Below are 22,080 nucleotides of genomic sequence, written 5' to 3'. Positions count from 1 at the left end.
GTGCCGGATGGCAGTCTGCACAGGCATGGACAAGCAGATTATTTCGCCTGACGGCACGCCCCTCGCGTACGGACGCGCGGGAGCGGGCCCTGCCGTCGTCCTCGTGAGCGGCGCGATGTCGACGGGCGGGACGCTGGCCCCGCTGGCCAAGCGGCTCGCGGACCGGTTCACCGCCGTCGTGTACGACCGCCGGGGCCGCGGAGCGAGCGGTGACACGCCGCCCTACGCCGTCGCCCGTGAGGTCGAGGACCTGGCGGCGCTGATCGAGGCGGTGGGCGGCGAGGCGGCCCTGTACGGCGTCTCGTCGGGCGGCGCGCTGGCGCTGGAGGCGGCGGCGAGCGGCCTGCCGGTCCGTCAGGTCGCCGTGTACGAACCGCCGTTCGCCCAGCCCGGCGGGGAGAAGGAGCGCACCGAGTACACCGAGCGGCTCACCGAGGCCCTCGCCCGGGGCCGGCGTGGGGACGCGGTCGAGCTGTTCCTGCGGCTCACCGGGCTGGCCGAGCAGATGATCCAGGGTGCCCGGCAGTCCCCGATGTGGGCCGACATGGAGACGATCGCACCGACCCTGGCGTACGACGACGCCATGCTGGGCGGCGGTGTGCTGCCGCGGGAGCGGATCGCGGCGATCGGCGTGCCGGTGCTGGCCGTGGCGGGCGGGGCGAGCCCCGACTGGCTGCGGACGTCGGCCGCGGAGGTCGCGGAGGCGGCCCCCCGGGGCACGTTCCGCACCCTGGAGGACCAGACCCACATGGTCGACCCGGACGTCCTCGCCCCGGTTCTGGCCGAGTTCTTCGCCGGCTGAGCGCTCCGCTGGAAAAGCCGCGATGTGCCGTCGGTCGTCCGCGGCACCATCGTGGCTGGTCGCGCAGTTCCCCGCGCCCCTTCAGGGCGCTGCCGAACCGCAGCAGACTTCACCGGACCGGCTCAGGACGGACCCGCAGCGCCCTCCCGGAGCCGCCGGGGTGTGGCTACACCGCCGCGGCCGTCGCGCGCGTGGTCGACGCGATCGTCGCCGAGCCCACCACGCGCGTGCCGTCGTACAGGACGATCGCCTGGCCGGGGGCGATGCCGCGGACCGGGGCCGTGAACGACACCTCCAGGGCGCCGTCCACCAGTCCGGCACGCACCTCGGTCTCGTCGCCGTGCGCGCGCAGCTGGGCCGAGTAGCTGCCGGGGCCGGCGGGGGCCGCGCCGCACCAGCGGGGCTTGATCGCGGTCAGCGCGGTGACGTCCAGGGCGCCGGCCGGGCCGACCGTCACGGTGTTGGTCACCGGGGAGATGTCGAGGACGTAGCGGGGCTTGCCGTCCGGGGCCGGGGTGCCGATGCGCAGCCCCTTGCGCTGGCCGATGGTGAAGCCGTACGCCCCCTCGTGGGTGCCCAGCTTGGCGCCGGTCTCGTCGACGATGTCACCCTCGGCCGTGCCGAGCCGCCGGGCGAGGAAGCCCTGGGTGTCGCCGTCCGCGATGAAGCAGATGTCGTGCGAGTCGGGCTTCCTGGCGACGGCGAGCCCGCGGCGCTCGGCCTCGGCGCGGATCTCGTCCTTGGTGGTCACCGTGTCGCCCAGCGGGAACATCGCGTGCGCCAGCTGCCGGTCGTCCAGCACGCCGAGCACGTACGACTGGTCCTTGGCGAGGTCGGAGGCGCGGTGCAGCTCACGGGTGCCGTCGAGGCGCGTCACGATCTTCGCGTAGTGGCCGGTGCAGACCGCGTCGAAACCCAGGGCCAGCGCCTTGTCCAGGAGCGCGGCGAACTTGATCTTCTCGTTGCAGCGCAGGCACGGGTTGGGGGTGCGGCCGGCCTCGTACTCGGCGACGAAGTCCTCGACCACGTCCTCCCGGAAGCGGTCGGCGAGGTCCCAGACGTAGAACGGGATGCCGATGACGTCGGCGGCGCGGCGGGCGTCGCGCGAGTCCTCTATGGTGCAGCAGCCCCGGGCGCCGGTGCGGAACGACTGCGGATTCGCGGAGAGCGCGAGGTGGACGCCGGTCACGTCGTGGCCCGCCTCGGCCGCGCGGGCGGCGGCCACGGCGGAGTCGACGCCGCCCGACATGGCGGCGAGGACGCGGAGGGGACGGGTGCGCTGCGGGGTGTCAGTCATAACCCCTCCAGAGTACGGGGACGCGGGAACCCGGGCTCGCGAGTATCCGTTGACGATCACATGGGGGAGCGAAAGCGGGACAGCGACCGGAAGCTGGGCAGGCGTGCGCTGCTGGTCGGCGGCGCCGTGGCGGCGGTGGGCACGGCCGCGCTGGCCCGCGAGGAGCTGGCCCACCTGTGGTGGCGGCTCCCGGGGGTGGAGAAGCCGCGGGTGGCGGGCGCGGTGGACTTCCGGGGCGCGCGCTGGGTGGCGGCGTCCTCGGCGAACTACCGGCGGGCGGACCGGCCGGCCGACTACTCGATCGACCGGGTGGTGGTCCATGTCACGCAGGGCGGCTACCGCAGCGCGGTGCAGGTCTTCCAGGACCCGGGGCACGGGGCTGCCTCGCACTACATCGTCCGCAAGGACGGCCGGATCACCCAGCTGGTGCGCGAGCTGGACGTGGCGTTCCACGCGGGGAACCGGGAGTACAACGAGCGCAGCGTCGGCATCGAGCACGAGGGGTTCGTGGAGCGCGCCTCCTCCTTCACGGACGAGATGTACGCGGCCTCCGCGCGGCTGACGGCCGCGATATGCGGGCGCTACGGCATACCCGTGGACCGGAAGCACATCATCGGTCATGTGGAGGTGCCCGGTACGGACCACACGGACCCGGGGCGCCACTGGGACTGGGACCGGTACCTGCGGTTGGTGCGCGAGACATCGACCGACCGGCCGAAGGCATCGGCGTCGGCAGTGTGACGCCGGCAGGCCCGCTCGGCCGGGTGCAGCCGGCCGTGTCGGGTGCCGGCGGGGCAGGTCGAGCGGCGCCGCGGGCCTTCGGCCAGGGTCTTTTGTTTGGATCAGGCCGGATCAGGGGCCCGGCATGATCCAAACGAGAGGCCCTAGGTGAGGCCGGCTGCGCGGGCTCGTTCCACCGCGGGGCCGATGGCCTTGGCGACGGCCTCCACGTCGGCCTGGGTGGAGGTGTGGCCCAGGGAGAAGCGGAGGGTGCCGCGGGCCAGGTCCGGGTCGGTGCCGGTGGCCAGCAGGACGTGGCTGGGCTGGGCGACGCCCGCGGTGCAGGCGGAGCCGGTGGAGCACTCGATGCCCTGGGCGTCCAGCAGGAGCAGCAGCGAGTCGCCCTCGCAGCCGGGGAAGGTGAAGTGGGCGTTGGCCGGCAGCCGGTCCACGGGGTCGCCGCCGAGGATGGCGTCCGGCACCGCGGAGCGCACGGCCGTGACGAGTTCGTCGCGCAGGGCGCCGATCTCACGGGCGAACCAGGCCTGCTGACCGGCCGCCAGCCGGCCGGCGACGGCGAAGGAGGCGATGGCTGGGACGTCGAGGGTGCCGGAGCGGACATGCCGTTCCTGGCCGCCGCCGTGCAGGACAGGTACGGGGGTGTACTCACGGCCGAGGAGCAGGGCCCCGATGCCGTACGGACCGCCGATCTTGTGACCGGAGACGGTCATCGCGGCGAGCCCGGAGGCGGCGAAGTCGACCGGAACCTGGCCGAACGCCTGCACCGCGTCGGCGTGCAGCGGGATGTCGAACTCGCCCGCCGCATCGGCCAGTTCACGGACCGGCTGGAGGGTGCCGATCTCGTTGTTGGCCCACATGACCGTGGCCAGGGCGACATCGTCGGGGTTGCGTGCGATGGCCTCGCGCAGGGCGTCCGGGTGGACGCGGCCGTACCGGTCGACGGGGAGGTACTCGACGGTGGCGCCCTCGTGCTCGCCGAGCCAGTGGACGGCGTCGAGGACCGCGTGGTGTTCGACGGGGCTGGACAGGACGCGGGTGCGGGCCGGGTCGGCGGCACGGCGGGCCCAGTACAGGCCCTTGACGGCGAGGTTGTCGGCCTCGGTGCCGCCGGAGGTGAGGACGACCTCGCTGGGGCGGGCGCCCAGCGCCTCCGCGAGGGCTTCCCGGGACTCCTCGACCGTACGGCGGGCCTGCCGGCCGGAGGCGTGCAGCGAGGACGCGTTGCCGGTGACGCTCAGGTGGGCGGTGAATGTCTCCGCCGCCTGCGGGAGCATCGGGGTGGTCGCGGCGTGGTCGAGGTATGCCATGGTGAGGCCGATTCTACGGCGCCTCCTCCGGCGGCCTCGGGGGGTGTGGGGCTGCTCTCGGCCAGTCGGGGCGGCGGGTGCGGTCCGTGCCCTGGCGCCCATCCCCGCGGTGCCGGGGTCGTGCCGCGAGCAGTGGCGGGCGCCCGGCTCAGAAGCTCCAGGAGACCGTCCCGTCGGCCTGCACGAGGGCCACCAGGACCAGCAGGTCGGCGCCGCCCAGCGCGAGGCCGAGGACGGCGCGGCCGGGGCGGGCGGTGCCGCGCCACAGGGCGACACCGGCCAGCGCGATGGCGATGGGGCCGAGGACGAGATTGAGGACGAGAAGGCCGAGCAGGCCGAGGATGAAGGACGCGACGGCCATGCCGTCGGCGTCGCGCGTACCGGGACGGCGGGTTGCCGGTGCGGTGAGGTGCATGGTGGTCAGCTCCCGACGGTCGGCTGGTTCGGCGGTGGGGTGCGGATGCGGTGCGTCGGGGTCAGTGGGCCGACGGGCCCCGGCGGCGGGCGTGGCGTTCGCGGAGGGCGAAGACACCGAGCCAGACGGCGATGGCGACGGCCGCGCCGGCGGTGAAGGGCAGCGGCGCATGGGCGACGGTGCCCATCAGGACGCCCAGCAGCAGGAGTGCGGCGACGATGAACAGCATGGGATGCGATCCCCTCCGAGGTGCTCTCGTGAAGTCTCGGCGAACCACTGCGGTTACAGTTGTTCACTGACTGCTGAGTCTAACGCGGCGGGCGGCTTTCCCATTCTGGAGAACAGTTGTTAACTGGATGACATGAGTCACACCCTCGGCATCCGGCAGGCCCAGAAGCAGAAGACCCGGCAGGCGCTCCTGGACGCGGCGTTGGGACTGCTGGAGGAGCAGAGCCTGAGCAGCCTGGGCCTGCGCGAGGTCACCCGCGCCGTCGGGGTCGCCCCGACCGCCTTCTACCGGCACTTCCGCTCCATCGCGGACCTCGGTGTGGCCCTGGTCGACGAGGCGCTCGGCAGCCTGCACCCGATGGTGCGCACGACGGTCTCCGCGGCCGGTGACGGCGACGAACGCATCGCCCGCGCCATCGGGTTGATCGCCCGCCATGTGCAGACGCACCCCGCCCACGTCCGCTTCGTCGCCCGGGAGCGGCACGGCGGGGTGCAGCCGGTGCGCGAGGCCATCCGGGACCAGCTGGCGCGGTTCGCCGAGGAGGTGAAGGCCGAGCTGGCCGAGGACCCGGAGGCCGCGGGCTGGCACGACGACGACCTGCTGATGCTGGCCCACCTCTACGTCGACCAGATGATCAGCACCGCCTCGCTGTTCCTGGAGACCCTGGAGGCGCCGGACGCGGAGCGCGAGCGGGTCACCCAGGCCGCGACCCGCCGGCTCCGGCTGATCGGCATCGGCCGCCTGCACTGGCGAGACTGAGCGGAACCGGCCCGCACGGGCGGGGCGAGCAGCTGACGGGCGGCGCGCGCCGTCGGGAACGTCAGCCGGACGCCGGCCCCTTTGTCAACGGACCCGGTCAGCACCGAGGCGAGCGTGCGCCGACATGTCGAGGTGGTCCCGCCGCACGCGCACGGTGACCTCGATCCCGCCCGGGCGCTCTTCCACCTCGCGGCGCAGCACCTCCCAGGCGTCGGCGAGTTCGACGCCGGACTGCCGGCGCACCGGTTCGCCCAGCAGAGGTCGACCGCCTGCTGCGGCCCGCTCTTCCAGCGGGTGGCGTCGACCAGGATGCGCCGGCTGATGACCTCGGCGGCCGGCCGGCGGGGCGGCCATCACCTTGCGCAGCGCCGAGCCGAGGGCGGCGGCCAGGACGGACAGGACCCGCGACTCATCGGCGGTCAGGCCGGTCGGTGCGGGCGCCGTGGGGCGAGGCCCCGGGCGCGCCGCGCTCTCCGGCTACGTGATGGAGAGCGTGACGCGCACCCGGGATCCCTCCGAGGCCCTCGGGCATCCGGATGAACTTGCCCCGGGTCTCGTCGAGTTCGTGCTGGAGAACGCCCGGCGCGGGCCCCGAAGGGGCCGATGGCTACGGCCGGTTGGCGGGCCGGCCGAGCCTGACCCGGGCCAGTTGCCTGGACTGGGCGACCAGCCGGTCCGAGCTGTCCCAGACCTCGGCGTCCTCCTCCAGGAAGCCCCCGGCCAGGTTGCGGGTGGTGATCGACACCCGCAGCGGGCCGGGCGCCGGGCGGTGGCGCACATGCACGGTCAGCTCGACCGTGGGAACCCAGCCGGACAGGCCGAGTTCGAAGGCGGTGGGCGGCAGGGCGTCGACCGCGAGCAGCAGCGAGAGGGGGTCGGCGTCCCGGCCGTCCGCGAGGCCGAACCAGGAGCGCATCTCCCCCTTGCCGGAGGGCGCGCCGAGCGCCCAGCCGAGGGTGGCGGGGTCGAGCTTCAGCATCAGCCGGCCGGTGATGGCCGACCCGCCGGCCACCGGGGTCGGCCCGTCCTGGGGGCCGAAGCACTGGTCCATGGGCGGGAGCGCGGGCGGTGTCGCCGTCGTACGGACGTCGTCCGGGAGCGCGTCGAGATCGCCGTAGGACGCGAGGACGCGGAGGCGCTCGACCTCGTCGCCGTGTTCGTCGCGCTGGTAGAGGGAGGCCTGGCCGGTGGAGAGGGTGCGGCCGGTGCGCACGGTCTCGGTGCGCACGACGGCCGGGCCGGGCCGGGATGCGGTCAGATAGTGCGCGGAGACGGTGAACGGGTCGGAATGCGGAAGGGCGTCCGCGAGGGCCCGGCCGAGAACGGCGAGCAGATAGCCGCCGTTGACCGCGTTGCCGATCGTCCAGCCGGCCCGGAGGTCGATGTCGTAGACGCCGGGCTCGCGGCGGGAGACGGCCGTGTCGCGGTCGAACTCGCTGTCGCCGGGCACGGCCCGCCGGTCGGATGCGATGGCTTGTTCTGACATGCCTGAACCGTACAACGGGAAAATACTAAGCGGTAGCTTTCAAGGGTCCCGATCGGATCACATGACGATCTGTCCACCGGGTGAGGTTCCGGCAATTTCTCGGTAAGTATCCGGACACGTCCGTGACCCGGCGCCTGACTTTCCCCTCTATGGGGACATGAGCCTCACCGGGACTCCGTTCCTCTACACGACCCTCGTGCTCTGCGTCGTCGCTCTCATACTGCCGCTCGTCCTGTGGTCCCGGACGCGGGGGCCCAGGGCCCTGCGTGTCGTCACCCGGGTGCTGATGCTGCTGTTCGCCCAGGGCACCGCCGTGACCCTGGTCTTCGTCCTGGTCAACAACTCCAACAATCTGTACGACAACTGGTCCGATCTGCTCGGCACCGGCAACCACGTGCAGCAGGCCGCGAACCTCGGCCGGGACGGCACCGGCGGCATAGCGCTCCAGCGGCTGCCCAGGGTGAAGCAGGCGTTCCGGGCGGCCGACGGACCCGGTATGCGCGCGGCCGGCGGGGTGCGCGTGACCCAGGTCAAGGGCCGGGTGTCCGGCGTGAACGCGGAGGTCTACGTCTGGCTCCCGCCGCAGTACGGCCAACCCGCCTACCGGCACCGGACGTTCCCCGTGGTGGAGCTGCTGCCCGGCTACCCCGGCTCGGCGAAGGCATGGTTCGGGTCGCTGAAGGTGCACGAGCAGCTGCTGCCGCTGATGGAGAGCGGCCAGGTGGCCCCGTTCATCCTGGTGGCGCCGCGCACCAACCTGCTGGCCGGGGTGGACACGGGCTGCGCGAACACCCCCGGGACGGTGAACGCCGACAGCTGGCTGAGCATCGACGTGCCCAAGATGGTCACGGACAACTTCCGCGCCGAGCCGGGTCCGGCCGGCTGGGCGGTCGCCGGGTACTCGGCGGGCGCGCACTGCGCGGTCAGGCTGGCCGTGGCCCATCCCGACCGCTACCGGGCCGCGGTGAGCCTGTCCGGCTACAACGACCCGATCGGCGAACGGAACTCGCTGACGGCGCTGAACCCGGCCGTACGCGCCCGGAACAACCCCTATCTGCTGCTGAAGAAGGCTCCGGTACCGCCGCGGATCGCCCTCTATGTCTCCGGCGAGTCCGGCGACGGCTACCAGGCCGGCGTGGCCCTGGAGGCGGTGGCCAAGGCACCGACGACCGTGCATGTGGTGTTCCTGCCGCGCAGCGCCGGCGGCCACACCATGGCACTGTGGCGGCCCCAGGTGCCGACCGTGTTCCGCTGGCTGACCGTGCAGATGGGCCAGAGCCGGGTCGGCCGGGCTACTCCTCCGCCACCGTCGACCGCCGGTTCCACGCACGCGGCGCTCGCCAGTGGAAACGCATCGCGAGCAGACGCAGGACGAAGGCGGTGACGGCCGCGAGCCCGCTGGTGAACGGGTTCAGCACGTCGTAGCGCAGGCACAGCACCACCAGGGTGGCACCGACGATCGCCGGGACCGCGTACAGGTCGCGGTCCCAGCGCAGCAGGGAGGGGACCTCGTTGGCGAGCACGTCGCGCAGGACGCCGCCGCCGACCGCGGTGGCCAGGCCCAGCGCCGCGGACGCGGTCAGGCCGAGCCCGTGGGCGTACGCCTTCGTCGTCCCCGCCACGCAGAACAGCCCGAGGCCCGCCGCGTCGAAGACATTGACCGCGACCTGGATGCGCTCCACCTGGGGGTGCAGGAAGAAGACCAGCAGGGCGGCGAGCAGCGGTGTGCTGAAGTACCCCAGGTCCGTGAAGGCGGCCGGCGGGACGGCGCCGATGACCAGATCGCGGAACAGCCCGCCGCCGAGCGCGGTGACCTCGGCGAGCACGGCTATGCCGAAGACGTCGAAGTTCTTGCGCACGGCCAGCAGCGCGCCGGAGATCGCGAAGACGAAGATGCCGACGAGGTCGAGGGTGTGCTGGACGGACGGGCTGAAGAGTTGCTGGAACACCCCGACATTCTCACCCGCGGCGAAACGCGGGCCCGGCGCGGTCTGGCGCCGGACCGGTCCCCGCACAGACCGGACGGGAGGACGCGCCCCGCGCATCCTCCCGTCCGTGCCCGCTGTGTGTCCTCAGGCGTCCTTCGACCCCGGTGTCTCGTCCGCCGCGGCCTCGCCGGCGCCGTCACGAGCGGTGTCCTGGGACTCGCCCTCGGACGCCTCGGAGCCCGCCACCGACTCCTCCGCACGCGACGCGGTCGCCTTCGCGGTCTCCTCGGTGGCCTTTGCGGCGGTCTCCTCGGCAGGTGCCCCGGCGCTCGCCTCGGCGGGTGCCTGCGCGTCCTCCTCCGCCACCGCCGCCGCGACCGCGGCCGACGTCTCCGCCGACTCCTCCAGGACCGCGTCCGGGACGAGTTCCCCGGCTTCCTTCGCCGCGGACAGCAGGACCGTGTCCTGCGGCGCCTGGTCGGCGAAGTTCTCCGGGTGGTGGCAGGCGACCCGCTGACCCGGCTGCAGCTCCACGAGCAGCGGCTCGGTCGTACGGCAGATCTCCGTGGCCTTCCAGCAGCGGGTGTGGAAGCGGCAGCCGCTCGGCGGGGCGATCGGCGAGGGGACGTCGCCCTTGAGCAGGATGCGCTCGCTCTTGGCGTTCTTCCGCCTCGGGTCCGGGATCGGCACGGCCGACATCAGCGCCTTGGTGTACGGGTGCATCGGCGCCCTGTACAGCGACTCGCGGTCGGCCAGCTCCACGATCTTGCCGAGGTACATCACCGCGATCCGGTCCGAGACATGCCGGACGACCGACAGGTCGTGCGCGATGATCACGTACGTCAGGCCCAGCTCCTGCTGGAGGTCGTCGAGGAGGTTCACGACCTGCGCCTGGATCGACACGTCGAGGGCCGACACCGGCTCGTCCGCCACGACCAGCTTCGGGTTGAGCGCGAGCGCGCGGGCGATGCCGATGCGCTGGCGCTGACCGCCGGAGAACTCGTGCGGATAGCGGTTGTAGTGCTCGGGGTTGAGGCCCACGACCGACAGCAGCCGCTGCACTTCCTTCTTGACGCCGCCCTCGGGCGTGACGCCCTGGAGCTTGAAGGGAGCGCCGACGATGGTGCCGATGGTGTGCCGCGGGTTCAGCGACGAGTACGGGTCCTGGAAGATCATCTGCACATCGCGGCGCAGCGGACGCATGCCGCCGACGCCGAGGTGCGTGATGTCCTGGCCCTCGAACTCGACCTTCCCGGCGGTCGGTTCGAGCAGCCGGGTGATCAGCCGGCCCATCGTCGACTTGCCGCAGCCCGACTCGCCCACCACACCGAGGGTCTCGCCGGACCGCACCTCGAAGTCGAGGCCGTCGACCGCGCGCACCGCACCGACCTGCCGCTGGAGCAGGCCCTTCTTGATCGGGAAGTGCTTCCGGAGCCCGGTCACCTTCAGCAGGACCTCGCCGGGGGCGACGCCCTTGTCCAGGGTGGCCGTGCCCGCGGTCTTCGCCGCCGCGCCGTCGCTCGGCGCAGGGCTGCTCACTGCTTTGTCCTCTGCGTTCTCACTCACAGCTTCGGCGCAATCTCTTCGGTCCAGATCCGCTCCCGCTGCTCCTGCGACATATGGCAGGCGGCCCAGTGCCGGCTGCCGACCTCGGTCAGCTCGGGGCGGACCGTGCGGGTGGCGTTGTCCTTCGGGACGTCGGCGTACGGGCAGCGCGGGTTGAAGGCGCAGCCGGACGGAACGTTGATCAGGGAGGGCGGGGAGCCCTTGACCGGGATCAGCCGTTCCTGCTGCTCACGGTCGAGGCGCGGCATCGAGCCCAGCAGGCCCCAGGTGTAGGGGTGGCGGGGCTCGTAGAACACCTTCTCGGCCGGGCCCCGCTCGACGCAGCGGCCGCCGTACATCACCAGGATGTCGTCGGCCAGTTCGGCGACGACGCCCAGGTCGTGGGTGATGATGACGACCGCGGAGCCGAACTCCTTCTGCAGATCCCGGATCAGGTCGAGGATCTGCGCCTGGACCGTCACGTCGAGGGCGGTGGTCGGCTCGTCCGCGATCAGCAGTTCGGGGTTGTTGACCAGCGACATCGCGATCATCGCGCGCTGGCGCATACCGCCGGAGAACTCGTGCGGGTAGCTGTCGACCCGCTTGTCGGGCTGCGGGATGCCCACCCGGTCGAGCATCTCGACCGCACGCCGCCGGGCGGTCTTCTTGTCGACGTTGTGGTGGATCCGGTACGCCTCCACGATCTGCTGGCCGATCGTGTAGTACGGGTGCAGCGCGGACAGCGGGTCCTGGAAGATCATCGCCATGTGCCGGCCGCGCAGCTTGCGCACGTGGTCGGGGTCGGCGGACAGCAGCTCGGTGCCGTCCAGCCAGATCTCGCCGGAGATCTGCGCCTTGCGCTTGCCGTACTGGCCCGCGGTGTGCAGGCCCATGATGCCGAGCGAGGTCACCGACTTGCCGGAGCCCGACTCGCCCACGATGCCGAGGGTCTTGCCCTTCTCCAGCTTGAAGCTGAGTCCGTCGACGGACTTGACCAGGCCGTCGTCGGTCGGGAAGTGCACCTTCAGGTCGCGCACTTCCAGGAAGGCGGTGCTCGGCGAGGCGGTGGTGGGCCCGCCCACGGCCGCTCCGCTCTTGCTGAGTTCGGTCATGCGAGCCTCACTCGGGGGTCGATCACGGCGTAGAGGATGTCCACGACCAGGTTGGCGATGAGCACGGCGAGCGAGGTGATCAGGACGACGCCCAGGATGATGGGCAGGTCCTGGGTCTTGATCGCGGTCAGCACCTCCCGGCCGAGGCCGGGCAGGTTGAACGTGCTCTCGGTGAGGACCGCGCCGCCGATCAGGGCTCCGAGGTCCATGCCGAGCATGGTGAGGATCGGCGTCATCGTCGAGCGCATGGCGTGCTTGCCGATGACGGTCTGCTCCCGCAGGCCCTTGGCGCGGGCCGTGCGGATGTAGTCCTCGCCGAGGATCTCCAGCATGGTGGCCCGGGTGATCCGGGCGTACATCGCCGCATAGAGGAAGGCGAGGGTGATCCACGGCAGGATCATGCCGCCGAACCAGCTGCCGAAGTTCTCGCTGAGGGGCACGTACTCGGCGTCGAACCACTTCAGACTGAAGGCGAAGACCGACAGAGCGATCATGCCCGTGAAGTAGATCGGGAGCGAGACACCGGACAGGGCGATGACCATCGCGCCCCGGTCCCACAGGCTGCCCCGCTTGAGCGCGGAGAGGACACCCGCCGCGACACCGAAGATCAGCCACAGGACGGCAGCACCGAGCGCGAGACCCAGGGTCACCGGGAAGCGGTCGGTGAGCACCGGCCAGATGGCCTGCTCGGTACGGAAGGAGTAGCCGAAGCACGGCGCGGCGCAATGGGTGACGTCACCGCCGGCCGCGTAGGTGCGGCCCGCGAAGATGCCCTTGAAGAACTCCCAGACCTGGGCGTAGATCGGGTCGTTCAGGCCCAGCTTCACCCGCACGGCCTCGACGGCCGCGGGATCGGCCTGCTTGCCCACGAAGCTCGTGGCGATGTCGACGCCCGCCCACTTGGGGACGAGGAAGAAGATGCCGAAGACCACCAGGATGATGACCACGAGCATCACTGCGGCGGCGAACAACCGCCTGATGAGGTAAGCGAGCACAGCTCTCGGCCCGCCGCGGACCGCGGGCCACCAGGGGTACCTCCCACGCCTTTTGGGCGGTAGGGGACTTCTGGTGGCCCGCGATCACGCGTCGCCGGCCTTCACCTGCCTTTCGTGCCGTACGGCGGGTGTGCCGGGTTACTTCGGGTTCTTCAGACCGAGGTTGACGAAGTCGTACATGCCGCTGTAACCGTCGGACGTGTAGACGTTCGCCAGGTTGCTGGAGCGCCAGTTGACGAACTTCTCGAACACGAAGGGCAGGTAGTAGGCGCCGTCCATGATCTTGTGGTTGAGCTCCGTCGCGATCTTGGTCTTGCCCGCGGCGTCCAGCGTGGTGGAGAACTGGTCGAACAAGCCGTCGACGGACTTGTCGTCGATCATGGCGAAGTTGTTGTTGCCGCTCTCCAGGATGTAGCGGCTGTCCCACAGCGGCGCGCCGTAGCCCTGGGCGGACGGGAAGTCCGGGCCCCAGCCCATGATGATGATGCCGTAGCCCTTCTTCTTCACGTTCGCGGGGCTGCCGATGATTCCGCCGTACTGCGAGCCGTCGTACTGGTCGATCTCGGCGTTGATGCCGACCTTCTTCAGCGACGCCTGCATGGACTGAGCGGTGGCCACCTCGACCGGCTTGTTGTTACGGACGGCGATGGTGGTCTTGAAGCCGTTCGGCTGGCCGCAGGCCTTCAGCTCTTCCTTGGCCTTGGCGGCGCTGCCGCTCTTGTTGGCGCCGGCCAGCTCGTACGGGTCGTAGCTCTGGCCCTCGGCGCCCGGCACCGCCGGGGGCAGCATGTTGGTGCCGATGTCGCCACCGGCGAGCGGGCCACCGCGGGCGGTCTGCAGCGACACGTGGTCGGCGCCGTAGATGACGGCCTTGCGGCAGTGGATGTTGTCGAAAGGCTTCACGATCTGCGGGAAGGTGGCGTAGCGGATGAAGCCGGAGACCGGGTTGTCCAGGTTCTCCTTGTGCTGCTTCAGGGCGGTGGTGCGGCCCTGCGGGGACAGGCCGGTCTGGTTGATGTCCAGGTCCAGGTCACCGTTGATCAGGCGCTGGTCGAGCTCGTTGGCGTTGGTGAAGAACTTGACCGTGATCTTGTCCGGGTACGCCTTGCGGACCGGGTCCGAGGCCTGCTTCCACTCGGTGTTGCGGACCAGGGTGAGGTCCTTGTTCGGGTTGTAGGACTCGAACTTGTACGGGCCCGAGGAGAACGGGCGCAGCTGGTACTTGGACTTGGTGTCCTTGTCCTGGCGGACCGGCGAGCCCGAGGTCAGGGCCAGCATGTCCTCGAAGTCCGAGTTGGCCTTCGGCAGGTGGAAGACGATGGTCTTGTCGTCCGGCGTGTCGATCGCCTTCAGGCCGAGCTTGTCCGCGGACTTGTCCTTGTACGGACCCTGGTACTCATCCTTGGGGTCGAGCACCTCCTTCAGGTACGTCGGACCGCCGGAGAGCACGTCCTGTGCCCACACGCGCTCGATGCCGTACTTGACGTCCTTCGAGGTGATCGGCTTGCCGTCTTCCCACGTGATGCCGTCGCGCAGGGTGTACGTGTAGGTCTTGCCGTCGTCGCTGACCTTGGCCACGTCGGTGGCAAGGTCGGGGGTCACCGTGGCGCCTTCCTTGCCCGGGGCCGGCTTGTTCGTGACGAGCTGACGGCTGTAGTAGCGCGAGAAGTCCCACATGAAGCCGTAGTAACCGCGGGTGGTGTCCCACGAGTCGGCGTCCTGGGCGCCACCGAACCGCAGCGTGCCCCCCTTCTTGGCCTGCGAGGCCTGGGCGACCTTGTTGTTCGCGGCGTCGAAGCCCGCGGCGCCGCTCTTCGAGCCCTTGTCGCCACTGTCGTCGCCGCCGCCGCACGCTGCCGTGGTCAGCAGCGCGGCGACCACCGCGGCAGCGGCCACGGCCTGCTTGCGCCGCCCTGAGGTGCGTTGGGTAGTCACGATCTCGGATCCTCCGGATGGATTTGATGAGAGATCCCGTGTATGAGCCACGGGTCGCTTTGGGGGGTACGGCAGTTCAGCGGGAGCCCTTCGGGTCCAGCGCGTCGCGCACGCCGTCGCCGAAGAGGTTGAAGGCGAGGACGGTGATGAAGATCGCCACACCCGGGACCACCATGTACATGGGGTCCGAGTCGTAGTAGTCGATCGCGCTCGAGAGCATCTGTCCCCAAGATGCCGTCGGCGGCTTGACGCCCACGCCCAGGAAGCTGAGTGCCGCCTCGGTGAGGATATTGGTGGGGATCATCATCGTCGTGTAGACGATGATCGGCGCGACGAGGTTGGGCAGCAGCTCCTTGAAGAGGATGTACAACTGCCCCGCGCCCAGCGATCGGGCGGCCTCGACGTACTCCCGCTCGCGCAGGGACAGCGTCTGGCCGCGCACCACGCGTCCGATGTAGGGCCAGCCGAAGAAGCCGATGACCAGGATCATCACGAACACGCGCACGCTCGTACCGGTCAGCCCCAGCATCTCGTTGGGCATGACGGAGACGAGGGCGATGATGAAGAGCAGCTGCGGGAAGGCCAGCAGGCCGTCCATGACCCGGCTGATGACGGAGTCGACCCAGCCGCCGAAGAAGCCCGCGAGGATGCCCAGGACGGTGCCCAGGATCACGGCCACGACCGCGGACAGGAAGCCGACCAGCAGCGAGATGCGGGCGCCGTAGAGGATGCGCGCGAAGATGTCACGGCCGTTGACCGGCTCGACGCCCAGCAGGTGGTCCGCGCTGATCCCGCCCAGCGAGCCGGTGGGAGTGCCGAACAGCGGGTCGATCAGATCCTCGTGGTAGACGTCGGGGTCCTGCCCGACGAGGCTCGTGATCACGGGCGCGAGCAAAGAGATCACGATGAGCGCCAGGACCACGATGCCGCCCGTCAGGGCCAGCTTGTCCCGCTTGAGGCGCTCCCAGGCGATCCGCCCCAAAGAGCGCCCCTGGACGGCCTTGGTGCCGGCGCTGACTGCCGCCGCTTCCTCGGCCGGGCTCGGGGCCGCTTCCGCGGTCGGCTCGTGCAATGGTGCCGTCATCTGGCAGGGACCCCTCTCAACCGGCGGTAGCCGGCCCGCACTTGCCGCTGTGGCGGCATGATCAGTCCGTCGTACAAAGGGCCGACAGGCCCCCTGCTGCGGGAGTCTTCAATGGTTGGGCGATCCGCTGCCAGACTTGGCGGCGAAAGGATGCGTAAACGTGATGCCTTCTGGAGGGTTCCGTTATCCGGACAGTGGGTAACGGGGTCCGGACGTGGAGGAGTTGGATCAACGGGACAGAGTCGGACTTTCCAGCCCGCTCTACCCGCGAAGACTCGCCCCTGTCACCCCGTCACCCGACTTCCCGTCACCCGGCGACGGTACCGCGTCAGTACCTGCCCCGGACCGGGGGATAGCCGTACCCGGCGGCCGGGGCGGGCGGCTGGGCGGCGTGCGCCTCACGGTCGTAGAAGGGCCGGGCGCCGGCCCGCATCCACATGACGACCGGGTCGTACTCGTCCGTCATCGCGACGGTCGACACCGGCAGCCCGTCCGGGACGGCGCCCATCGACTGCTGCATCATCGCGCGTACGGAATCCACTGCCGGTGGCGAAGCGTCGTACACATCCAGGCCGATGGCGAGATACGGCGCCCCGAGGGCCGGTTGGACCCAGGCCCGGCGCAGCGAGCGGACGGCCGGGGTGCGGTGGGCGTTCTGCGCGAGCAGGGCGTAGAACTGCGAGATCTCGATGCCGGGTTCCGACAGCCTGAGCGGGCCGGCCGGCTGCCGGTCCAGACCCGCGGCGATGCGGCGCAGGTCGAGCCAGGGGACGCCGACGCCGCCGCCCGGGGCGTGCGGGTTGAGCCAGAGGCCGTACTGGTCCGGGTAGAGGGTGCGGGCGACGTCGATCCCGTCGACCACTTCGTACGAGCGGTTCCAGCCACTGACGGAGAGTTCCTGGGCGGAGGTGACGCACGGGACGTAGCCGTGGCCGTCGACCTCCATGTTTCCGTACTGGGCGTCGGGGGAGCCGGACTGACCGTGCCACAGGAGCATCCAGACCTGGCCGGAGCCGGGGGTCGCGAGCGCGCGCAGCAGCGCCTCGTAGGCGTCGTAACGCCCGGGCGTGACCTGGCGCAGCGTGTGCTCGACGCTGCCGCTGAGGCTCGCGCTCACCTGACTTACCGCCTCTTCTTCGAGTGCCCCGCGTTCGGAAGACAGCTTAAGCGCCCAGCGCCCCGGAGCCCCGTGTCAGTCACCGAGCACGGGCGAAGTCCACTGTGGTCCAGAGCAACGCCCCCAAAGGGGCGCGGGGAACTGCGCGACCAGCCACGACGGTGCCGCAGCCGACCGACGACCGCATCACGGCCGACCCAAGCAGGCCCAGTGAAATCCGCCGCGATTCGACAACGCCCCCAAAGGGGGCGCGGGGAACTGCGCGACCAGCCACAACGGTCCGCAGCCAACCGACGACCCGAAACGCGCAAGCAGATCCACTCAAGCCCGCCGCAGTCCACAACGCCCCCGAAGGGGCGCGGGGAACTGCGCGACCAGCCACGACGGTGCCGCAGCCGACCGACGACCGCATCACAGCCCACCCAGCGGAGCGCTACCGCTCGTAGAAGGGACGCACATTCGTCCTCAGCCAGTCGCCCACCGGGTCCTCGGCGACGTCCAGCAGGACCAGGTTGACCGGCCACCGCACCGGGACCTGTGCCAGGGCCCGGCCCAGCGCCTCCAGCGGCAGCGCCCGCAGATCGCCCTCCCACTGGGTGAGTTCGACGCCCACGAACAGCACCGGGTCAGCCGTCTCGATGGCCGCGAGGCACCGGCGGGCCGTGCGGACCACGCCGGTCGCGGTGAACTCGGCGGAGGCGGCGGACAGGAAGTCGACCGGGTCGTCCTGCCAGTCGGGTTCGAACAGCCGGACCCGGCCGCCGCTCACCGGGCCGTCCAGCGCGGAGCGGCCCGCCCGGCACAGTTCGGCCACCGCGTCCGGCGGGAGCGGGACGCCGACCACGCCGCCCGGGTTGACGGCGATGCCGACCTGCGGGGGCAGACCGCGGGCGAACTCCACGGCGGGGGCGACGGTGTACGACATATGGGAACCGACGACCTGGCGGAACTGCTCCTCGGAGCTGAAGACCGGGACGTGCACCTGCCCCTCGATGTCCACGGTGGGCAGGTCGAGGGGGCCGCTGCGCGGGCCGCCGCCGCCCGGCAGCGGGATCCACAGGAAGCTGCGGCCCAGGACCTCGATGATCCGGGCGGCGGCCGCCGGGACGCCGAGGGATGCCGAGAGCACCTCCTCCAACTCGTTGCCGGGCCACCCGCCGTGTGGATGGGGGTGCGTCTGTGCCGGGAAGTCCGCGGGAATGTCCGCCGGGAAGTCCATCTGCCTACCGCCTGCTGAGAACCGCTGCTGTGGCTGAAAAGGCTAACGGGTGGCGGTGACAGACCCTCACCGTGCGAAGCCGATCCGGTGCAGTACGTCCGCCGCGTCCCGGTCGAGCAGCACCGCCGAGCCGCAGCCCGCGGGCAGTTTCCCCTGCTCCACGGCGCGCAGCAGCCGGGCCGCCGCCCCTCGGTGGCGCAGAAAGGCGTAGCGGGAGACGCCCCGGCCGCGCTCGCGCTGGCCGTCCAGCGCCGTGCCGTGCGGGACGTCGAGGACGATCAGATGCAGTGTGCCGCCGCGGCGGCGGGCCTCACGGGCCAGCCAGCCGCGCACCCAGGACTGGGTGCCGCAGTCGTGCACCACGGCGCCCTCGCCGGTGCGCAGGGCGCGACGCAGCGCGGCGTAGTGGGCGAGGCGGACCAGGGGACGGTAGAGCGCGTACGGCAGGAGGCGCGGGACGCGGGCGTCCCAGCGGTCCCTGGTGTCCTGGGAGTCGATACGGACGGCGTCGGCGTCGACCGCGCGATCCATCAGGGTCGACTTGCCGCTGCCGGGCAGGCCGGTGACCACGGCCAGGTCGTGCGGGCCGAAGAGGAGTGTGTACGGGCTGCGGCCGGCTCGCTCGCGCAGGTCCCGGACCACCGGGGCCGGGCGGTCCGCGCAGTGCTCGACGGCCGGGGCGGCCGGCTGCCTCGGCAGTGCGAGCCCCGTGGTCGTGGCGTACGCCGTGGTCCTGTTCACCGTGATCGTCCTCCCCTTGGGTCCGGACATCCCCATCCCCGTCGAGTGTAAAGAGAAGGTAATGCGCGGTCTCCACGGTGTCATGCGCGTTCTGCCACAGCCCGGTTACAGATCCGGCCTGCCGTGCGGCGGCGATGCGTGCAATGATGTGCCCGCCAACTGCATACCGGCCGTTTGAATCCGCGCGGGAGAGTTCCCAGCAGTCTCGCTGGGACGCCGAAGGAGCAAGTCCCTCCCTTGAATCTCTCAGGCACCGTTACCGCGCGGGCGAGGCACATCTGAAAAGCGGGCCGCTGTCCAGTGGCTCCACCCAAGGTGCAAGCCGTGATCACGCAGGTGGTCAGGGCGAACCTCTCAGGTTCCGATGACAGATGGGGAGGACCTACCTCGCCTTCCCCACGCCCTGGGAGACATCCGTCCGATGAGCAGTACCGAACTCCGTCATACCGCGCTGGACGCGCTGCACCGCTCGCTCGGTGCGACGATGACCGACTTCGCCGGCTGGGACATGCCCCTGCGCTACGGCTCCGAGCGCGAAGAGCACCTGGCCGTGCGCACGAAGGCCGGCCTCTTCGACCTCTCCCACATGGGCGAGATCGCGGTGACCGGACCCGAGGCGGCCGCCCTGCTGAACTTCGCCCTGGTCGGGAACATCGCCTCGGTCGGTGTCGGCCGGGCCCGCTACACCATGATCTGCCGGACCGACGGCGGCATCCTGGACGACCTGATCGTCTACCGGCTCGCCGAGCACGAGTACCTGGTCGTCGCGAACGCCGGCAACGCCCAGGTCGTGCTGGACGCGCTGGTGGAGCGCGGCGCCGGCTTCGACGCGGAGGTCCGCGACGACCGCGACGCCTATGCGCTGATCGCCGTCCAGGGCCCCGAGTCCCCCGGCATCCTGGCCGCCCTGACCACCGCCGATCTGGACGGCCTGAAGTACTACGCGGGCCTGCCCGGCACCGTCGCCGGTGTGCCCGCGCTGATCGCCCGTACCGGCTACACCGGCGAGGACGGCTTCGAGCTGTTCGTGAAGCCGGAGCACGCCGTGGCGCTGTGGCGGGCCCTGACCGAGGCAGGCGAGGGCGTCGGCCTGGTCCCGTGCGGCCTGTCCTGCCGGGACACACTGCGCCTGGAGGCGGGCATGCCGCTGTACGGGCACGAGCTGTCGACCTCGCTCACGCCGTTCGACGCCGGGCTCGGCCGGGTGGTGAAGTTCGAGAAGGAGGGTGACTTCGTCGGCCGCGAGGCGCTGGCGGCGGCGGCCGCTCGGGCCGCGCAGAACCCGCCGCGCGTGCTGGTCGGTCTGGTCGCCGAGGGCCGCCGGGTGCCGCGCGCCGGGTACCCGGTCGTCGCGGACGGCACCGTGATCGGCGAGGTCACCTCCGGCGCCCCCTCCCCCACGCTGGGCCGGCCCGTCGCCATGGCGTACGTCGACGCGACGCACGCGGCACCGGGCACGGCGGGCGTCGGTGTGGACATCCGGGGCAGCCACGAGCCGTACGAGGTCGTGGCGCTCCCCTTCTACCGGCGGCAGAAGTAGAGACTGAACCCGCGGGGCAGGCGGCGGCCCCGGTCCCGCCCCCGCTGTGATGCCGGGCACACCACCCCGTTCACCTGCTTCTTCCACCCTCCCCCGTCATCAGCACTCCCTCGCGTACAGGAGAATTCAGGCCATGAGCAACCCCCAGCAGCTGCGCTACAGCAAGGAGCACGAGTGGCTGTCGGCCGCCGAGGACGGCGTCTCGACGGTCGGCATCACGGAGTTCGCGGCCAACGCGCTCGGCGATGTCGTCTACGCCCAGCTCCCGGAGGTCGGTGCCACCGTCACCGCGGGCGATTCCTGCGGTGAACTGGAGTCGACCAAGTCGGTGTCCGACCTGTACTCCCCCGTGACCGGCGAGGTCACCGAGATCAACGAGGACGTCGTGGACGACCCGTCGCTGGTCAACTCGGCCCCCTTCGAGGGCGGCTGGCTGTTCAAGGTGCGCGTCGCCGAGGAGCCGGCCGACCTGCTCTCGGCCGACGAGTACGTCGCCTTCACCGCCGGCTGAGGAGTCGAGGACCATATGTCGCTGATGAACACCCCGCTGCACGAGCTGGACCCGGACGTGGCCGCCGCGGTCGACGCCGAACTGCACCGCCAGCAGTCCACCCTGGAAATGATCGCCTCCGAGAACTTCGCGCCGGTCGCGGTCATGGAGGCGCAGGGCTCGGTCCTCACCAACAAGTACGCCGAGGGCTACCCGGGCCGCCGCTACTACGGCGGCTGCGAGCACGTCGACGTGGCGGAGCAGATCGCCATCGACCGGGTCAAGGAGCTGTTCGGCGCCGAGTACGCCAATGTGCAGCCGCACTCGGGCGCCTCCGCCAACCAGGCCGCGCTGTTCGCGCTGGCCCAGCCCGGTGACACCATCCTCGGCCTGGATCTGGCGCACGGCGGCCACCTGACCCACGGCATGCGGCTGAACTTCTCCGGCAAGCAGTTCGACGTGGTCGCCTACCACGTGGACGAGGCCGGGCTGGTCGACATGGCCGAGGTCGAGCGGCTGGCCAAGGAGCACCGCCCGAAGGTGATCATCGCGGGCTGGTCCGCCTACCCGCGGCAGCTGGACTTCGCGGAGTTCCGCCGGATCGCCGACGAGGTCGAGGCGTATCTGTGGGTCGACATGGCCCACTTCGCGGGTCTGGTCGCCGCCGGTCTGCACCCGAACCCGGTGGAGTACGCCGACGTCGTCACGTCCACCACCCACAAGACGCTGGGCGGCCCGCGCGGCGGCATCATCCTCGCGAAGAAGGAGTTCGCGAAGAAGCTGAACTCGTCCGTGTTCCCCGGCTTCCAGGGCGGTCCCCTGGAGCATGTGATCGCCGCCAAGGCGGTCTCGTTCAAGGTCGCGGCCTCGGCGGAGTTCAAGGAGCGCCAGCACCGTACGGTCGAGGGCGCCCGGATCCTCGCCGAGCGGCTGACCGCGCCGGACGCGTGTGAGGCCGGCGTGAACGTGCTGTCCGGCGGCACCGATGTGCATCTGATCCTGGTGGACCTGCGCGCCTCCGAGCTGGACGGGCAGCAGGCCGAGGACCGGCTGCACGAGGTCGGCATCACGGTCAACCGCAACGCCGTCCCGAACGACCCGCGCCCGCCGATGGTCACCTCGGGCCTGCGCATCGGCACGCCCGCACTCGCCACCCGCGGCTTCGGGGCCGAGGACTTCGCGGAGGTCGCGGACGTCATCGCCGAGGCCCTGAAGCCGTCGTACGACGCGTCCGCCCTGACGGCGCGGGTGCGGGCGCTGGCCGCCAAGCACCCGCTCTACCCCGGACTCGGCAAGTAGTCCCGCCGTACGGGGTGCCGCGCCCGCGCGTTGCTGAGC

Annotated in this window: 21 protein-coding genes, 1 pseudogene and 2 riboswitches; of the genes and pseudogenes, 7 read left to right on the top strand and 15 right to left on the bottom strand. The window is 71.1% G+C overall.

Annotated elements, in window-relative coordinates:
* Positions 1-25: 25 nt before the first annotated feature.
* Positions 26-802, top strand: a complete 777-nt coding sequence (locus tag CTZ28_RS18815; protein ID WP_121890684.1) for an alpha/beta fold hydrolase — start codon at positions 26-28, stop codon at positions 800-802.
* A 166-nt stretch (positions 803-968) separates the two neighbouring features.
* On the opposite strand, the gene mnmA is transcribed toward CTZ28_RS18815, so the two are convergent.
* The gene (gene mnmA, locus CTZ28_RS18810; RefSeq protein WP_121890682.1) at positions 969-2,099 is read right to left on the bottom strand and encodes a tRNA 2-thiouridine(34) synthase MnmA; all 1,131 of its coding nucleotides are present in this window, start codon (positions 2,097-2,099) and stop codon (positions 969-971) included.
* A 60-nt stretch (positions 2,100-2,159) separates the two neighbouring features.
* On the opposite strand from mnmA, the gene CTZ28_RS18805 reads away from it, so the two are divergent.
* Positions 2,160-2,840 (top strand): N-acetylmuramoyl-L-alanine amidase, encoded by a 681-nt coding sequence (locus CTZ28_RS18805; protein WP_121890680.1) that lies wholly within the window; start codon positions 2,160-2,162, stop codon positions 2,838-2,840.
* A gap of 143 nt (positions 2,841-2,983) precedes the next feature.
* On the opposite strand, the gene CTZ28_RS18800 is transcribed toward CTZ28_RS18805, so the two are convergent.
* From CTZ28_RS18800 to CTZ28_RS47055, 3 genes are all read right to left on the bottom strand, one after another.
* Positions 2,984-4,147, bottom strand: coding sequence for a cysteine desulfurase family protein (locus tag CTZ28_RS18800; RefSeq protein WP_121890678.1), 1,164 nt, complete (start codon positions 4,145-4,147; stop codon positions 2,984-2,986).
* Between the two features lie 148 nt (positions 4,148-4,295).
* The gene (locus CTZ28_RS18795; RefSeq protein ID WP_121890676.1) at positions 4,296-4,562 is read right to left on the bottom strand and encodes a DUF4190 domain-containing protein; all 267 of its coding nucleotides are present in this window, start codon (positions 4,560-4,562) and stop codon (positions 4,296-4,298) included.
* A 61-nt stretch (positions 4,563-4,623) separates the two neighbouring features.
* A complete protein-coding gene (locus tag CTZ28_RS47055; protein WP_183154462.1) occupies positions 4,624-4,791 on the bottom strand; it encodes a hypothetical protein in 168 nt (55 codons plus the stop codon).
* 132 nt (positions 4,792-4,923) lie between these two features.
* Here CTZ28_RS47055 and CTZ28_RS18790 point away from each other — a divergent pair, with 132 nt between their 5' ends.
* Positions 4,924-5,550, top strand: a complete 627-nt coding sequence (locus tag CTZ28_RS18790; RefSeq protein ID WP_121890674.1) for a TetR family transcriptional regulator — start codon at positions 4,924-4,926, stop codon at positions 5,548-5,550.
* A gap of 26 nt (positions 5,551-5,576) precedes the next feature.
* On the opposite strand, the pseudogene CTZ28_RS18785 reads toward CTZ28_RS18790, so the two are convergent.
* Both CTZ28_RS18785 and CTZ28_RS18775 read right to left on the bottom strand, forming a co-directional pair.
* A pseudogene (locus tag CTZ28_RS18785) lies at positions 5,577-5,979 on the bottom strand (DNA-binding transcriptional regulator); the annotation flags it as partial.
* Between the two features lie 178 nt (positions 5,980-6,157).
* Positions 6,158-7,036 (bottom strand): thioesterase family protein, encoded by an 879-nt coding sequence (locus CTZ28_RS18775; protein WP_121890673.1) that lies wholly within the window; start codon positions 7,034-7,036, stop codon positions 6,158-6,160.
* 157 nt (positions 7,037-7,193) lie between these two features.
* Here CTZ28_RS18775 and CTZ28_RS18770 point away from each other — a divergent pair, with 157 nt between their 5' ends.
* Positions 7,194-8,420: an alpha/beta hydrolase gene (locus CTZ28_RS18770; protein ID WP_121890671.1), complete on the top strand. Its 1,227-nt coding sequence runs from the start codon at positions 7,194-7,196 to the stop codon at positions 8,418-8,420.
* On the opposite strand, the gene CTZ28_RS18765 is transcribed toward CTZ28_RS18770, so the two are convergent.
* The 9 genes from CTZ28_RS18765 to CTZ28_RS18720 form a co-directional block, all read right to left on the bottom strand.
* Positions 8,329-8,985, bottom strand: coding sequence for a trimeric intracellular cation channel family protein (locus tag CTZ28_RS18765; RefSeq protein ID WP_121890950.1), 657 nt, complete (start codon positions 8,983-8,985; stop codon positions 8,329-8,331). The genes CTZ28_RS18770 and CTZ28_RS18765 overlap by 92 nt on opposite strands.
* A gap of 123 nt (positions 8,986-9,108) precedes the next feature.
* The gene (locus tag CTZ28_RS18760; protein ID WP_183154461.1) at positions 9,109-10,503 is read right to left on the bottom strand and encodes an ABC transporter ATP-binding protein; all 1,395 of its coding nucleotides are present in this window, start codon (positions 10,501-10,503) and stop codon (positions 9,109-9,111) included.
* Positions 10,504-10,526: 23 nt separating this feature from the next.
* Positions 10,527-11,621: an ABC transporter ATP-binding protein gene (locus CTZ28_RS18755; RefSeq protein WP_121890667.1), complete on the bottom strand. Its 1,095-nt coding sequence runs from the start codon at positions 11,619-11,621 to the stop codon at positions 10,527-10,529.
* Positions 11,618-12,616: an ABC transporter permease gene (locus tag CTZ28_RS18750; RefSeq protein ID WP_121890665.1), complete on the bottom strand. Its 999-nt coding sequence runs from the start codon at positions 12,614-12,616 to the stop codon at positions 11,618-11,620. The genes CTZ28_RS18755 and CTZ28_RS18750 overlap by 4 nt, the downstream gene beginning before the upstream one ends.
* A 138-nt stretch (positions 12,617-12,754) precedes the next feature.
* Complete coding sequence (locus tag CTZ28_RS18745; RefSeq protein ID WP_121890663.1) at positions 12,755-14,551, bottom strand: ABC transporter substrate-binding protein; 1,797 nt, start codon at positions 14,549-14,551, stop codon at positions 12,755-12,757.
* Between the two features lie 76 nt (positions 14,552-14,627).
* Complete coding sequence (locus CTZ28_RS18740) at positions 14,628-15,635, bottom strand: ABC transporter permease (protein WP_121890662.1); 1,008 nt, start codon at positions 15,633-15,635, stop codon at positions 14,628-14,630.
* A gap of 328 nt (positions 15,636-15,963) precedes the next feature.
* Positions 15,964-16,752 carry an enhanced serine sensitivity protein SseB C-terminal domain-containing protein gene (locus tag CTZ28_RS18735; RefSeq protein WP_121890660.1) on the bottom strand — a complete coding sequence of 263 codons (789 nt, stop codon included), beginning with the start codon at positions 16,750-16,752 and terminating at the stop codon, positions 15,964-15,966.
* Positions 16,753-17,185: 433 nt separating this feature from the next.
* Positions 17,186-17,971 (bottom strand): enhanced serine sensitivity protein SseB, encoded by a 786-nt coding sequence (locus CTZ28_RS18725; RefSeq protein WP_121890658.1) that lies wholly within the window; start codon positions 17,969-17,971, stop codon positions 17,186-17,188.
* 66 nt (positions 17,972-18,037) lie between these two features.
* Positions 18,038-18,712, bottom strand: a complete 675-nt coding sequence (locus CTZ28_RS18720; RefSeq protein ID WP_121890949.1) for an AAA family ATPase — start codon at positions 18,710-18,712, stop codon at positions 18,038-18,040.
* Positions 18,713-18,887: 175 nt separating this feature from the next.
* A riboswitch (glycine riboswitch) is annotated at positions 18,888-18,984 on the top strand.
* Positions 18,985-19,093: riboswitch (glycine riboswitch) on the top strand.
* Between the two features lie 40 nt (positions 19,094-19,133).
* On the opposite strand from CTZ28_RS18720, the gene gcvT reads away from it, so the two are divergent.
* From gcvT to CTZ28_RS18705, 3 genes are all read left to right on the top strand, one after another.
* The gene (gcvT, locus tag CTZ28_RS18715; protein WP_121890656.1) at positions 19,134-20,252 is read left to right on the top strand and encodes a glycine cleavage system aminomethyltransferase GcvT; all 1,119 of its coding nucleotides are present in this window, start codon (positions 19,134-19,136) and stop codon (positions 20,250-20,252) included.
* A 133-nt stretch (positions 20,253-20,385) separates the two neighbouring features.
* Positions 20,386-20,763 (top strand): glycine cleavage system protein GcvH, encoded by a 378-nt coding sequence (gcvH, locus tag CTZ28_RS18710; RefSeq protein ID WP_121890654.1) that lies wholly within the window; start codon positions 20,386-20,388, stop codon positions 20,761-20,763.
* Positions 20,764-20,778: 15 nt separating this feature from the next.
* Complete coding sequence (locus tag CTZ28_RS18705; RefSeq protein WP_121890652.1) at positions 20,779-22,041, top strand: serine hydroxymethyltransferase; 1,263 nt, start codon at positions 20,779-20,781, stop codon at positions 22,039-22,041.
* Positions 22,042-22,080: the final 39 nt, after the last annotated feature.

The sequence above is a fragment of the Streptomyces shenzhenensis genome, from assembly GCF_003688995.1.
Lineage (GTDB): Bacteria > Actinomycetota > Actinomycetes > Streptomycetales > Streptomycetaceae > Streptomyces > Streptomyces shenzhenensis_A.
Note: the sequence above shows the minus strand (reverse complement) of the source record. Positions and strands in the feature narration are given on the sequence as shown.

What these genes read in the sequence shown, in the direction of transcription:
- CTZ28_RS18815 (WP_121890684.1), top strand. Translation starts at nt 26, where the DNA reads ATGGACAAGCAGATTATTTCGCCTGACGGCACGCCCCTCGCGTACGGA.
- mnmA (WP_121890682.1), bottom strand. Translation starts at nt 2,099, where the DNA reads ATGACTGACACCCCGCAGCGCACCCGTCCCCTCCGCGTCCTCGCCGCC.
- CTZ28_RS18805 (WP_121890680.1), top strand. Translation starts at nt 2,160, where the DNA reads ATGGGGGAGCGAAAGCGGGACAGCGACCGGAAGCTGGGCAGGCGTGCG.
- CTZ28_RS18800 (WP_121890678.1), bottom strand. Translation starts at nt 4,147, where the DNA reads ATGGCATACCTCGACCACGCCGCGACCACCCCGATGCTCCCGCAGGCG.
- CTZ28_RS18795 (WP_121890676.1), bottom strand. Translation starts at nt 4,562, where the DNA reads ATGCACCTCACCGCACCGGCAACCCGCCGTCCCGGTACGCGCGACGCC.
- CTZ28_RS47055 (WP_183154462.1), bottom strand. Translation starts at nt 4,791, where the DNA reads ATGCTGTTCATCGTCGCCGCACTCCTGCTGCTGGGCGTCCTGATGGGC.
- CTZ28_RS18790 (WP_121890674.1), top strand. Translation starts at nt 4,924, where the DNA reads ATGAGTCACACCCTCGGCATCCGGCAGGCCCAGAAGCAGAAGACCCGG.
- CTZ28_RS18775 (WP_121890673.1), bottom strand. Translation starts at nt 7,036, where the DNA reads ATGTCAGAACAAGCCATCGCATCCGACCGGCGGGCCGTGCCCGGCGAC.
- CTZ28_RS18770 (WP_121890671.1), top strand. Translation starts at nt 7,194, where the DNA reads ATGAGCCTCACCGGGACTCCGTTCCTCTACACGACCCTCGTGCTCTGC.
- CTZ28_RS18755 (WP_121890667.1), bottom strand. Translation starts at nt 11,621, where the DNA reads ATGACCGAACTCAGCAAGAGCGGAGCGGCCGTGGGCGGGCCCACCACC.
- CTZ28_RS18740 (WP_121890662.1), bottom strand. Translation starts at nt 15,635, where the DNA reads ATGACGGCACCATTGCACGAGCCGACCGCGGAAGCGGCCCCGAGCCCG.
- CTZ28_RS18725 (WP_121890658.1), bottom strand. Translation starts at nt 17,971, where the DNA reads ATGGACTTCCCGGCGGACATTCCCGCGGACTTCCCGGCACAGACGCAC.
- gcvT (WP_121890656.1), top strand. Translation starts at nt 19,134, where the DNA reads ATGAGCAGTACCGAACTCCGTCATACCGCGCTGGACGCGCTGCACCGC.
- gcvH (WP_121890654.1), top strand. Translation starts at nt 20,386, where the DNA reads ATGAGCAACCCCCAGCAGCTGCGCTACAGCAAGGAGCACGAGTGGCTG.
- CTZ28_RS18705 (WP_121890652.1), top strand. Translation starts at nt 20,779, where the DNA reads ATGTCGCTGATGAACACCCCGCTGCACGAGCTGGACCCGGACGTGGCC.